At 74.3% G+C, this 12,892-nt stretch carries 7 protein-coding genes; 2 read left to right on the forward strand and 5 right to left on the reverse strand.

The window, feature by feature from the left end; all coding sequences use genetic code 11:
• Nucleotides 1-282 precede the first annotated feature (282 nt).
• Nucleotides 283-4,827 (reverse strand): AAA family ATPase, encoded by a 4,545-nt coding sequence (locus tag QSK26_RS34220; protein WP_285779467.1) that lies wholly within the window; start codon nt 4,825-4,827, stop codon nt 283-285.
• The gene (locus QSK26_RS34225) at nt 4,828-5,964 is read right to left on the reverse strand and encodes an exonuclease SbcCD subunit D (protein WP_285779468.1); all 1,137 of its coding nucleotides are present in this window, start codon (nt 5,962-5,964) and stop codon (nt 4,828-4,830) included.
• Nucleotides 5,965-6,114: 150 nt separating this feature from the next.
• On the opposite strand from QSK26_RS34225, the gene QSK26_RS34230 reads away from it, so the two are divergent.
• Nucleotides 6,115-7,611, forward strand: a complete 1,497-nt coding sequence (locus QSK26_RS34230) for an alpha/beta hydrolase family protein (protein ID WP_285779469.1) — start codon at nt 6,115-6,117, stop codon at nt 7,609-7,611.
• On the opposite strand, the gene QSK26_RS34235 is transcribed toward QSK26_RS34230, so the two are convergent.
• Nucleotides 7,584-8,540 carry an alpha/beta hydrolase gene (locus tag QSK26_RS34235; RefSeq protein ID WP_285779470.1) on the reverse strand — a complete coding sequence of 319 codons (957 nt, stop codon included), beginning with the start codon at nt 8,538-8,540 and terminating at the stop codon, nt 7,584-7,586. The genes QSK26_RS34230 and QSK26_RS34235 overlap by 28 nt on opposite strands.
• A 285-nt stretch (nt 8,541-8,825) precedes the next feature.
• Here QSK26_RS34235 and QSK26_RS34240 point away from each other — a divergent pair, with 285 nt between their 5' ends.
• A complete protein-coding gene (locus QSK26_RS34240; RefSeq protein WP_285779471.1) occupies nt 8,826-10,271 on the forward strand; it encodes an LCP family protein in 1,446 nt (481 codons plus the stop codon).
• 143 nt (nt 10,272-10,414) lie between these two features.
• On the opposite strand, the gene QSK26_RS34245 is transcribed toward QSK26_RS34240, so the two are convergent.
• Nucleotides 10,415-11,392 (reverse strand): enolase C-terminal domain-like protein, encoded by a 978-nt coding sequence (locus QSK26_RS34245; protein ID WP_285779538.1) that lies wholly within the window; start codon nt 11,390-11,392, stop codon nt 10,415-10,417.
• Nucleotides 11,274-12,890: an MFS transporter gene (locus tag QSK26_RS34250; RefSeq protein ID WP_285779472.1), complete on the reverse strand. Its 1,617-nt coding sequence runs from the start codon at nt 12,888-12,890 to the stop codon at nt 11,274-11,276. Before QSK26_RS34250 ends, QSK26_RS34245 begins: the two co-directional genes overlap by 119 nt.
• Nucleotides 12,891-12,892: the final 2 nt, after the last annotated feature.

Raw genomic sequence — 12,892 nt, forward strand, 5'->3', positions numbered from 1 at the left:
CACGGCAAGTCGATGGCCCGGCAGGCACGGCAAGTCGAAAGGCCAGCTCAGCGACAGCGTCCCCCACCACCGCAACTGCCACCGGGCATACACCGATTACCAGACGTAACACCACACATCGACAAACATGACAAACGACCTCACACGTGGACGAACATGACAAGCGACGCCGCGCTACATGGGCAATCGATGCCACACATAGACGAACGTGCCGGAAGCGGCAGAACCCCGGCCTCGCCCGTCCGATCCTGCTCCCCGCCGCGGATCGAACGCGGGGAGTGATCAGCCTCTGGCGGCGACCGACAGGGTGGAGCCGGAGCGGCCTTTGGCGACGGTGAGGTGGGTGGGGATGCGGGTGCGGAGTTCGGCCACGTGGCTGACGATGCCGACCGCTCTGCCGCCGTCGCGCAGGCCGTCCAGGATGTCGAGGACGCCGTCAAGGGTGTCCTCGTCCAGGGTGCCGAAGCCCTCGTCGACGAAGAGCGTGCCGATCTCGGCGCCGCCGGACTCGGCCGTCACGACGTCGGCCAGGCCGAGGGCGAGGGCCAGGGAGGTGACGAAGCTCTCTCCGCCGGAGAGGGTGGCGGGGTCGCGCTCCACCCCGGTCCAGCCGTCGAGGATCTTCAGCCCGAGCCCGCCGCCGGAACGTTTCCGGCTTCCCGCAACCTTCGCCATGTCGTGCCGCAGCAGGTAACGCCCGCCGGACATGTGGTCGAGCCGTTCGTTGGCCATGTCAACGACCTGCCGGAGCCGCTCGCCCAGTACGTAGGAAGACAGGCGCATGTCCAGGGTGTTGTCGGAGGACGTGCCGCTCACCAGCTCGGCCAGCCGGCGGACGAGCGCGTGCCGTTCGCTGACCGGCCGCCACTCGGCCAGCCGGGTGTCCAGCTCGGCGGCCAGGCCGGCGAGCTGCTCGCGGCGGTCGCGCGCCTGGTCGCGCCGCGAGGTGCGGGCGGCGTGCGCGCGCTCGGCCTCGTCGTGCCGGTGTTCCAGGGCGGGCAGGTCGGGCGGGGGCGCGGCGGCGGCGGCGACCAGTTCGGGGTCGGCGAGCAGGGCGGAGACCGCGGCGGCCTCGGCGTCGAGCGCCCGGACCCGTTCGGCCATGGCCGCGCGGACGTCGGCGGGCCGGAAGGCGGCTGCGGTCTCCTCGACCCCGGCGAACCCGGCCTCGGCCGCGGCCGTCTCGGACTCCGCGCGCGCGGCCTTCGCCTCCTCCCCGGCGGATCGCGCGTGGCGGCCGGTCTCCGCGGCGTCGAGCAGCAGCGCCGCCTCGTCGGCGAGCCGGTCGAGCCGGGCGGTCAGCGTGGGGTCTGCGCCCCTGGCCCGGTCCAGGCGCGACGCCAGCCGCCCGGCCTCCTCGGTGAGCTGGTCTCTGCGGGTACGGCGGGCGGCCAGCGCGCGGTCGATCGTCCGGCTCTCGGCCTCCGAGGCGGCGAGCTCGGCGGCCAGCCGTACGGCCTCGGCGGCGAGCGCCGGCTCCTCGGCCGCGATCTCCCGCAGCCGGGTCAGGGCCTCTTCGGCCGCCTGGAGCGCCGTCTCCGCGTGTCCGGCCGTCTCGCCGGGCGGGATCGCCGCGCTCGCCTCCTCGTGCGCGGCGGCGATCTCGGCGACCCTGGCGGCGGCGGCAGCGGCGGCGGCGACGAGCCCGGCCTCACGGGTGAGGCGGTCGCGCCGGGCCTGGACCGTCTCGTCGGACCCTCTCGCCTCCTCCAGGCGACGGGCCAGGCGGGCGGCCTCGGCGTCCAGCTCAGCGCGGCGGGCGGTGTGCTCGGCGAGCGCGCGGTCCACCTCGGCGAGCAGGTCGCGTGCCTGCTCCAGCTCGCGTTCGGCGCGCTCCGCCTCGGCCTCGACACCCGCCTCCTGCTCGGCGAGCGCGGTGAGCCTGGCCAGGTCGTCGTCGGCGGCGGCCAGGGCGGCGGCGGCCTGCGCGGCGCCGAGGCCCTCGGCGCGGTCCTCGGCGTCCTGCAGCCTGGTGGCCAGCACGGCGGCGAGACTCTCGGCGGCCTGCCGTTCCTCCTGCGCGGCCTGATAGGCGGACTCCGCCTCCGCCTCCTCGTCGGCGATCGAGACGTGCTCGGCGGGTGAGGCGGGCGCCGGGTGGTGGGCGGAGCCGCAGACGGCACACGGCTCACCGGCGACCAGGCCGCAGGCCAGCTCCGCCGCCATGCCCTCGATGCGGGCCTGGCGGACGGCGAGCAGGCGCTCGCGAAGCTCCTGCGCCCGGTCGGTGCTCTCGCGCCGGGCCTGGTCCGCGGCCTGGAGCTCGCCGGTGAGCGCGTCACGTGCGCCGGCCGCCTCAAGCCTGCCCGCGGCGGCCTGGCGGGCCGCCTCGGCCGCCGGGACGGCCGCGGTCTCGCTCCTGAGCGCCGCCAGCCGCCCGGCGATATCACTCACCCGGCCCGGCAGCTCGGCCGCCGCCGCCCGCGCCGCCGCCTCCCGCTCCGCCAGCCCCGCGATCTCCTCCCCGGCCGCGGCCAGCAGCTCCCGTACCTCCGCCAGCCGCCCCTCCTCGGCCCGCAACGACTCCAGCCCGGCCAGTTCGTCCCGCAACCCCCGCTCAACCCCGGCGCACCACTCCCGAACCTCCCGCAACCCTTCCCGCCCCGGCCCGCCGTCTGCGGGGGGAGGGACGGGCAGGTCGTGCAGGGTGCGGGTGAACGTGGTGTGCGCGCCGGCGAGGTCGGTCGCGAGGGAGTCGCGGCGGCGGACGGCCGTGCGGGACTTCGCGGCGGACTCCCTGGCGGCCTCGGCCGCGGGTATGCTCGCGACCGCGCGGGCGGCGGCCTCCCGCCGCTCCTCGGCCTGCCGGTACCGCTCAGGCAGTACGGCCAGCCGCTCCGCCACCGCGGTCTCCCGTACGGCGAGCGCGGCCAGCCCCTGTTCCTCCTGCTCGAGTTCCTCCTCCAGGCGGGACCGGCGCTCCTCGTCGGCCCGCAACTCCGACAGCCGCGCGATCTCGTCCCGCCGCCGCCGCTCCAAATCCGCCAGCGCCTCCGGCTCGGCCGCCACCCCACCCTGCGCGAAGCCCGCCGCCCCGGCGTCACCCCGCACACGCGCCGAACCCGAAACCCCGCCGAGCGCCAGCCCCGAAGCCTCGCCATGCCCTGGAACCCCGCCGTGCGCCGGAGCCTCGTCGGGTGCCGGGCGCGGACCCCCGCCTTGCTCTGGAACCTCGCCAGGCGCCGAACGCAGGGCCTCGCCGTGCGCTGGAACCTCGCCATGCGCCGGACGCGGAGCTTCGCCGTGCGCCGGAACCTCGTCGTGCGCCGGACGCGGAGCGTCAGGGGCCGGAGGGGGGAGTTCGTCCGGTGGGAGCAGGTGGAGGGCGCGGGACAGGGCGTCGGCGGCGATGCCGCCCGCCTTGGCCGCCGCTTCGGCGCGTTGCTGTGCCAGTTGGATCAGCGGCAGCACGCGGTCGGCGCGGACGGCCTCGTCGAGGAGCGTGTCCAGGTCGGCGCGCTCCTCGGCGGTGGCGTCGAGCTCGGCACGGCGGGCGAGCGCCTCGGCGTGGCGGTGGCGCCGGTCGGCGAGGGCCCGGCCTTCCTCCAGCGCTCCCCTGGCATCTCGCAGCACGGCGCCGCTCGCCGTACAGGACTCCTCGGCGCGGGCGGACACCTCTCCGGCGAGGAGCAGCACCGCGCGCGCCCACTCGGCCGGTTCCTCACCCGGATCGGGCAACGCGGCCGGACCGCCGGGCTGCCCCGGACCTTGCGGGGAACCGGACGTAGGCGACACCTGCCCCTGCCCGGCGCGAAGGGGCAGGTGCCCACCGGGCCGCGCTCCGTCGTCCCCCGCCGCCGCTCCGCCGGAAAGCAGGTCCAGCTCGAACAGCGCGTCCTCCCGCCCGGCAGGATGCCCGTCCGCCCCCTCCGACCGGCCGAACTCCCCAGCCGACCCACCGCCCCCGAGCGACCCGCTGCCTCCGACCGACCCGCCATCCCCGACGGACCCGCCGTCTCCAAAGGACCCGCTGCCCCCGGACGCACCAGCGGCCAAAGCGGAACCGGTGACGGCAGAGGAACCGCCGACCACGGATGCATCGGCAACCGACGAGGAGGAAGCACCCTCGGAAGGACCGGCGACCCCGGAGGAGCCGATGTCCCCCGGAAGACCGTCGGAAACGTCGGCGAGCTCTGCGGTGGGGGTGGTGAGGATGGGGCCGGCGGCGCCGTGCATGCGGTCGGTGACGGAGTCGACGGACTGGCGTAGCTCCTGGTGTTCGCGCCAGGTCTGGGTGCGCAGGTCGGCCATCCAGCGCTCGACCTCGCCGAAGAGCTTGACGGAGAACAGCCGCTCCAGCAGCTCGCGGCGCTTGTCGCCGTCGGCGCGTAGGAAGCGGGCGAAATCCCCCTGGGGAAGCATGGCGACCTGCTGGAACTGGCCCGCGTTCATCCCGAGGAGGCCGCCGATGAGGTCGCCGGCCTCGTCGGCGCGGCTGGACAGGAAGGTCCACTCGCCGGACGGCGCCAGCTCCTCGACCAGGGTCTTGGACTTCTCCTCGATGAGGCCCTCGCCGCGGAGCTTGGGGCGGTGCCACACCGGGGAACGGGTGATGCGCAGGCGGCGCCCGCGCACGGTGGTCTCCAGCACGACGAGCGGGCCGCGGCCGGGCGGGGCGTGGTCGCAGCGCAGGCTCTTGGCGTTGTCGCGCTGGCCGGGGACGCTGCCGTAGAGGGCGTAGCACACCGCGTCGAGGACGGTGGTCTTGCCCGCGCCGGTGGGGCCGTGGATGAGGAACAGGCCGGCCTCGGTGAGGGTGTCGAAGTCGACGGTCTCCTCGCCGGGGAAGGACCCGAAGGCGGTCAGGGTGAGGCGGTGCAGGCGCATCTAAGCCATCGACTCCTTCACCCGGCACGCCTCGATGGCCTGGCCGAGCAGCCGCCGCTCCTCGTCGTCGGCCGCCTCGCCGCGCACCTCGCGGACGAAGTCGAGGGCCACGTCGATCTCGGGGCGCCCGGCCAGGCGCGGCCTGGAGACGGCGCGGTCGTGGCCGCCCTCGGGGTCGAAGGCGAGGCTGAGCGTGTGCGGGAAGCGGGCGCGCAGCCGCTCCATGGCCCCCTTGGGGCGGACCGGGTCGGTCAGCGTCACCCGGAGCCAGTGATCGGTGCGCGAGTCGAACCGGGGGGAGGTGAGCAACTCGTCGATCGGGCCGCGCAGCCGGGCCAGCGGGCGGGGCACCGGCGCGGGCACGAACTCGGCGCCGAGCGGGCCCTCCGGACGGTCCGGCGAGAGGTCCACCAGCCACGAGCCCTTCAGGTGATCGGCCTCGGAGAAGGAGTAGGCCAGCGGGGAGCCCGAATAGCGCACGGTGTCACTCATGCGCTGGCGGCCGTGCAGGTGGCCGAGCGCGACGTAGCCGACGCCCTCGAACGCGGTGACGGGCACGTGGGCGACGCCGCCGACGCTGATGTCGCGCTCGCTGTCGCTGGCCTCGCCGCCGGTGACGAACGCGTGCGCGAGCACCACCGCCGCGCCGCCCCGCCACGCGACGTCGGCCCTGATCAGGGACATGGCGTGGCCGATGGCGGCGCTGTGGCTGCGCTCGGCCAGCTCCCAGGGGCCGCGGACGAGCTCGGGCTCCAGGTAGGGGATGCCGTAGAACGCGACGCCCGCCACGAGCACCGGCCGGGCGACCGCGGCGGGATCGGTGCGCAGGTGCACCCCGCCCGCCTCGATCAGGTCGGCGCCGAAGCCGAGGCGGCGGGCCGAGTCGTGGTTGCCGCTGATGAGCACCACCCGCGCCCCCGCGGAGACGAGCCGGCGCAGTGCGTCGTTGCACAGGGCGACCGCGTCCACCGGCGGCAGCGCCCGGTCGTAGACGTCTCCGGCGACGGCGACGACGTCGACCTTCTCGGCGCGGACCGTCTCGACGAGGTGGTCCACGAACGCCTCCTGGGCGGCCAGGAGGCTCTCCCGGTGGAAGGACCGGCCGAGGTGCCAGTCGGAGGTGTGCAAGACCCGCATGTCGCAGGAAGCTAACAGGTCCCAGTGACAAATTCCGCCGCAATGACAACAGCGGCACCCGCGACATAAGAGAGTAGTCTGCAAATCCTAAGGGAATAGTAAAGGCAGGGCCGTCGCGAAAGCCGGACGAGGATTCGGGGAGCGGTTCGCATGCACGCTGGGCGGGGCACCCTGGGCGTGGCCGCCGGGTTGGTTCTGGCGATTCTCGCCACGATGGGTTATGCCCTGCCACCGGCGTTCGACCCGCCGCCGTTGAAAATGCAGGCCGCGCTGCACGCGTTGCCAGCCCAACCGGCGGGCGAGCTGGCGGCGCTGCCCGCGCCGACGCCGATCACCAGCGAGGAGCTGGTCGTCCCCGCGCGGGGCGCCGACCTGCCGGCCACCGTGCGGGCTCCGGCGGCGCCGGGGCGGTACCCGGCGATGGTCTTCGTGCACGGGTCGGGGTCGAGCGAGCGTGGCGAGTTCACCACCGCGGCCGACCGGCTGGCCAGGGCGGGCATCGTCACACTGACCTACGACAAGCGCTCGGTCGGTTACTCCTTCCGCAGCCGCGACTTCGGGCTCCTCGCCGAGGACGCGCTGCACATGATCGACTATCTGCGCTCCCGGCCGGATGTCGACCTGACCCGCACCGGGCTGTGGGGGGTCAGCGAGGGCACCTGGGTGGTGCCGATCGCGGCCGCGCGGAGCGCCGACGTCGGGTTCACGGTCATGGTGTCGGCGCCCAACGTCTCCCCGATGCGACAGGTCGCCTGGGCGCTCAACGAGCAGTTGCTGCGGCTCTACGCGCCGATCGGCGTGCGCGACCTGCTGAGCAGGGCGATGGGCGCGGTGGGCTTCGACTTCCTGCGGTACGACCCGGAGCCCGCGCTGCGCGGCGTCCACCAGCCGGTGCTGTCGCTCTACGGCAACACCGACCCCTCCATCCCGTTCGTCGAGAGCACCCAGACGCTCATCTCGGCCCTCGCGGCCGGCGGCAACGACTCCTACACGATCCGCTTCCTCCAGGGCGCCGACCACGCCATGCGGGTCAAGGGCGGGCCGTACGCGGCGGGCTACCTGGAGACCCTGGCCAACTGGGTCAACGGCCTGCCGGATACGGCGAGCCCGCCCGCGGCGCTGCGCATCGCGGGCGCCACGCCGGTGCAGCGCTTCCAGGCCAGCGACGTGCCGGCCGCCCCGTGGTACGCGGGGGGCACCGTGCTGGGCCTCGCGCTGTGCCTGGCCGCGGTCGGGTATGTCGCCGCGCCGGTCGCGGAGGTCTACATGCGGCTGCGCGGGCGGGCCGGGCAGGCGGAGACCAACGCCCGGCTGTGGCCGCCGATCAGGCGCCGGCTGCGCCGCATGGCGTGGACCGGGCTCGGGCTGCTGGTGTCGGTGGTGGCGTTCATCACCGTGCTGGTGCTGTTCTCGGTCAACCAGGCGGGGGCGTGGCCGGCGGTGCTGGCGGGCTGGCTGGTCGTGCGCGTCCTCGCGGTGCTGATGCTGGTGCAGGAGGTCACGGCGGTGGCCGCGGTCCTGTCCGGGCTGCGTGAGGGCTGGCGGCCGAGCCGCTGGCAGCACGTGGGCATCGCCGGCGTGCTCGGCGGCACCGGCCTGCTCCTCGCGGTGGCCGCCTACTACGGGTTGTTCGCCATGCCCTGGTAGTAAGCCATCCAGCGGTCGACCTCGGCGAAGACGCGTTTGCGCACCGGCGCGGCCGACAGCACCAGGTCGTGCATGCCGCCGGGGAAGCGTATCGCGGTCACGTGGCCGCCGATCCTGGTCGCCCAGCGGGCGATCTGCTCCGGGTCGAGCACGATGTCGGCGCTCTGCGCGTCCGGGGCGAAGTCGCGCATCCGCAGCCCCTTGTCCGCATAAAGCACCAGGACCGGGACGTCCACCGCGAGCCCGGCGTGCAGCCGCCGTTGCGCCCGGCGGATCGCGGCCAGCCAGACGACGTGCACGGCGAACCCGCCGAGCGGCTTCCAGGTCAGGTCGTACTCCCATTCGCCGCTGTGGTCGCGGTGCAGGCTGGCGCCGTAGGCGATGGAGGTGCCGCGGCGCAGGGCGACCCGGGCGGGCGCCCGGCCGAGCGGGACCCTGAGCAGGTCGGCGGCGAGGCGGGCGGAGGCCGAGGTGTTGAGGTCGAGGAAGGGGCTGTTCAGGATGAGGCCCTGGACGCGCCCGGTGCCGCGCACCCGGTCGGCCCACAGCGCGGCGATCAGCCCGCCGGTCGAGTGGCCGACGAGGGTCAGTCTCCGGTGGCCGTGCTCCTCACGGATGATCCGCACGGCCGCGTCCACCTCGGCGAAGTGGTCGGTGAGGCTGCGCACCAGCGCCGGGGTCTGGTGCGGCAGCAGGGACCTGCCGTATTTGCGCAGGTCGAGCGCGTAGAAGTCGACGCCCTGGGCGGCGAAGTGGTCGGCCAGGTGGGTCTGGAAGAAGTAGTCGGTGAAACCGTGCAGGTAGAGCACGGCCTGCCCGCCGGGTTCCGCCGCGCGCCGCCGTACCAGGGTGGCGATCACTTCGCCCTCCTCGTCGGCGGGGAGGTGCAGGACGGTGGCCTCGTAGTCCGGGCCGAGCACGTCGTTCATGCTCTGACCTGGGGTGCGGCGGGGTGGGTGAGCGGGCTGGGCAGGGCGGGACGGTGCGGCGCGCAGGCGGTCGCACCACCAGCGGCGCCGTACCCGGACTCCATGGAAGTCATGACGGAATCGTATTCCCGAAGGTTTGGCACCTGTTGTGATGATATGTGTTCCTGCGGTATTCATGTTGGCTTCGCCTCCGGGAAAGGGAAGCGCACTTACGATCCCTCCTCGACGCCGGGAACGGCGGGGCGCTTTGAGGGAGACGGGGAAGGCGTGCGAGGACGATCGGGTATGCCCGGCGTCGGCGAGGTCATCGGTTGGACCCTGCTGTCGGCGGTCGCGCCGGGAGCCGGCCACCTGCGAGCGGGCTGGCGGCGGACCGGGATCACACTCCTGGCGATCTACGGGGTGCTGCTCGTCGCCGCGGCGGTCACCGGGCTCACCGCGGACGCCGAGCTGCTCGGGCGGCTCACGTCCTCCTCCTGGCTGACCACGATCACGGTCGCCTCGGTGGTGCTCGGCCTGGCGTGGTTCGGGGTGATCGTGCACTCGTTCGTGGCGCTGCGGCCCGGCACGCTTCCCGCGGGCGGCCAGATCGCGGCGGGTGTCACGGCGGGCGTGGTGGCCGTGGCGGTGACGTTGCCGTTCGGCCTGGTCGCGCAGTATGTGACGATCTCCCAGCGGACCCTGGACCAGGTCTTCGACCAGCCGCCCGCCGAGGACCAGGCGGCGGCCCAGCCGGAGGATCCGTGGGCCGGCCGGGAGCGGGTGAACATCCTGCTCCTCGGCGGCGACGCCGACGACAACCGCCCCGGCGTGCGGACCGACAGCATCAACCTGGCCAGCATCGACGCCAAGACCGGCAACACGGTGCTGCTGAGCCTGCCCCGCAACCTGGAGAACGTACGTTTCCCGCCCGGCACCCCGATGCACACGCGGTTCCCCGACGGCTTCCGGCTGCCGCCGGACCCCGGCGGCGGCCGCGAGGACCTGCTCTTCGCCGTGTGGCAGTACGCCGACAGCCATCCCGAGCTGTTCGGCGGGAAGCACAACCAGGGCGCGAAGGTGCTCAAGGAGACCGTCGGCTACACGCTCGGCGTGAAGGTCGACTGGTACGCCCTGGTGAACATGTGGGGCTTCGCCCGGCTGATCGACGCGATCGGCGGCGTGACGGTGACCGTGGACCAGGACGTCGTCTTCGGCAAGTACAACGAGGGGCTCGTCAAGGCCGGCACCCGCAAGCTCAAGGGCGCGGACGCGATGTGGTTCGCCCGCTCGCGTACCTTCAGCGATGACTTCACCCGCATGCGCCGCCAGCGCTGCGTGCTCGGCGCGCTGCTGGACCAGGCCGACCCGGCCACCGTGCTGGCCCGCTTCAACCAGGTCGCCCTGGCGACCAAGGAGCTGCTGCGCACCGACATCCCGCGGTCCATGCTGGAGCCGCTGGTGCCGCTGGCGCTCAAGGTGAAGGAGGCCAAGGTGACGAGCGTCCAGTTCGTGCCGCCGCTGATCAACACCGGCTACCCCGACTGGACCAAGATCCGCAACGTCGCCAGGAAGGCGATCACCACCTCCAGCCGGCCGGCCGCCGCCACCGCCGCGCCGACCGGCGAGCCCGAGCCGACCGCGACCGCGACGGGCAAGCCGAAGGCGAAGGCCAAGCCGCGCGTCGCGACGCCCAGGCCGTCCGACTCCGACCCGGCCACCTCCCTCACCGCCGGCTGCGGCCCCGCCTGACCCCACCGGCCCGCCTCACCACACCGGCCCCGTCTGACCCCACCGGCCTGCCTCACCACACCGGTCCTGCCCCGAGCACACCGGCGCGGCCCTGAGCACGCCGGCGGAGGCCCCAGGGCGCGCCGCCGGCGTTCCCGGGCGGCTCAGGCTCGGAAGGACGCCTTGGCCAGGCGGGCCAGCCTGGCCTCGTCGATGCTGTGGCCGAGGCCCGGCTGGGTGAGCGGGACCGCGACGACGCCGCCGGAGGCGCCGACCGGCGGGGTGACGATCTGGGCGCTGCGCGGCGGCTGGGTCACGTCGCAGGGCAGCGTGCAGCCGGGCATGCTGGCGACCGCGACCGTGGCCGCGCGGGCGACGCCGGTGCCCTGGCCGCCCGCGCACAGGATGTCCCACCCGGCGCTGACGGCGCGGTCGTGCGTGCGCCGCACCCGGCTCAGCGAGGAAAAGTGCGACGGGCGCAGCAGCAGCGCGCGGGCCGCGTGACCGGTGACATAGTCCACAAGATCGTCCTCGGACCGCACCTCCACCGCGACCGCGGCGGAGAGCCGGTCCTGCAACTCCGCGTGGCCGGCGACGTCACCGGACGCGAAGGGCCGCTCGATCACCGCGATCCCGTAGGAGTCGAGGGCGATCAGCGCCTCCATGTCGGTGTAGCCGCCCTGCGCGTCGAGCGAGATCGCCAGCCCCGGGTAGGCGGCGCGCACCGCGCGCACCGGCTCCACGTCCCAGCCGGGCTGCACGTCCAGCGTGACGTGCGAGTATCCGCCGCACACCTGCCGGTTGACCCGCGCGACCAGGCTCTCCAGGGACCGCTCCGCGCCGATCCGCACCGTCGCCGTCAGCGAGGTACGGCTGCCGCCGAGCGCGTGGGCCAGCGGGACGCCGCGCATCCGCGCCCACAGGTCCCAGCAGGCCATGTCGACGGCGCTCCCGCCGGGAATCTCGCCCAGCTCGTCGGGGTGCTCCCAGTCCACGCCGATCAGCGCGGGGGCGAGGACCTCCTCAAGCCCCGCCCACACCTTTTCGAGGAGCGGCGGCTCCACGACCTCGCCCCATCCGGTCATCCCGCCGTAGTCGGTCAGCCGGACGAGGATGCTCTCCGGCCGCCTGCCGTACGGCAGGGCGAGCCTGTAGACCTCGATTTCCCGCACGCGCGGCACTGGACCCCCTGATGACACGATCGGCGAACGCCTTTCTGTACCCATGGTGCCCACCGGAACCGGTCTGCGCCAAACGGCGCCTCACGCCCGGGCCCGTACCCTGCCCCCCCACCAGCACCCCGGCCAGGGCCATGAGCACCGGCAGGGCCAGGCACAGCGCGAAGATCGGCATGGACGTGCCGAGGGCGGCCAGGGCGGCGCCGGTGACGGCGATGGCCACGACGGTGTAGACGGACTCGCCGACGCCGAGGGAGGCGGTGTTCTCCCCCTTCTCCGCCGGGCCGGACAGTTCCAGGACGAGGACGGAGAGCACCGGGTAGACCAGGCCGATGCCGAGCCCGGCGACGGCCCAGGCGGGGTAGGCGAGCCAGATCGGCACGGCGGGCGACGCGGTGAGCGCCATCACGACGATCCCGGCGCCGATCAGCGCGCTGCCCGAGCGCAGCACCACGACCCGGTCGCCTTCTCTGCGGCCCGCGATCCACGAGCCGAGCGACCAGGTGAGCGCGCCGCCGGTGAGCACAATGCCCGCCGCGCCCTCGGACAGGCCGCGCAAGGTGGTCAGCATGAGCGGCACCAGGACCTCGGCGCCCATGAAGGCGCCCGCGACGATACCGCGCAGGGCGATGACGGCGGGCAGCCCGCGGGCGGCGCGCAGCGTGCCCCTGGGCAGCAGCCGCGGCAGCGCCACGGCCAGCACGACAATGCCGGCGGCGAGCAGCGGCAGCCCCTCCTCGCGCAGGCCGCCGCCGTACTGCATGAGCGCCGCGCCCATGGCGGCGACGACGGCCCAGCCGAGGCGGGCGCGGATCGGCGTCCGTACCGTGTCCTCGTCCTGCTCGCCGTCCTGCCGGTTCAGGGCGGCCCGCCCGGCGGCGGCCAGCCCGCGCCACATGAGCAGCGCGGCGGGGAGGGCGAGCACCGGCACCGCGAGGAACACCCAGCGCCAGCCGAGGCTCACGGTGACCGCGCCGGTGATGGCCGGTCCCACCATGGACGGCACCACCCAGGCCGCGGAGGTCAGCGAGAAGACCCGGGGATGCATCTCGGCCGGATAGACCCGGGCGATCAGCACATAGAGCGCCACCTGGAAAAGGCCGCCGCCGAAGCCCTGGACGAACCGGCCCGCGACGAACACCTCCATCGACGACGCCGTCCCGGTGACGACGAGGCCCCCGATGAAGGCGGCCACCCCGGTCCACAGCGGGGCGACCGGGCCGCGGGTGTCGCTCCACCTGCCGCCGAGCACGCCGGCGATCAGGCCTGCCGCCGCGGCCCCGCTGAACGCCAGGCCGTACAGCGCCATCCCGTCCAGTTCCCGGCCCACCACCGGCATGGCGGTGGCGACCGCCAGGTACTCGAACGCCACCAGCGCGATAAACGCGGTCAGCCCCACGCTCAGCGCCCGCAGGCTTCTCCCGAAGATCCGCGGAGGCGCTTCAACAGCCGTCAAAGTCATGG

This window comes from Microtetraspora sp. NBRC 13810 (genome assembly GCF_030268685.1).
GTDB lineage: Bacteria > Actinomycetota > Actinomycetes > Streptosporangiales > Streptosporangiaceae > BSRQ01.

Bases quoted from the DNA above. Each gene is read 5' to 3' on its own strand.
- QSK26_RS34220 (WP_285779467.1), bottom strand. From the start codon at position 4,827: ATGCGCCTGCACCGCCTCACCCTGACCGCCTTCGGGTCCTTCCCCGGC.
- QSK26_RS34225 (WP_285779468.1), bottom strand. From the start codon at position 5,964: ATGCGGGTCTTGCACACCTCCGACTGGCACCTCGGCCGGTCCTTCCAC.
- QSK26_RS34230 (WP_285779469.1), top strand. From the start codon at position 6,115: ATGCACGCTGGGCGGGGCACCCTGGGCGTGGCCGCCGGGTTGGTTCTG.
- QSK26_RS34235 (WP_285779470.1), bottom strand. From the start codon at position 8,540: ATGAACGACGTGCTCGGCCCGGACTACGAGGCCACCGTCCTGCACCTC.
- QSK26_RS34240 (WP_285779471.1), top strand. From the start codon at position 8,826: ATGCCCGGCGTCGGCGAGGTCATCGGTTGGACCCTGCTGTCGGCGGTC.
- QSK26_RS34250 (WP_285779472.1), bottom strand. From the start codon at position 12,890: ATGACTTTGACGGCTGTTGAAGCGCCTCCGCGGATCTTCGGGAGAAGC.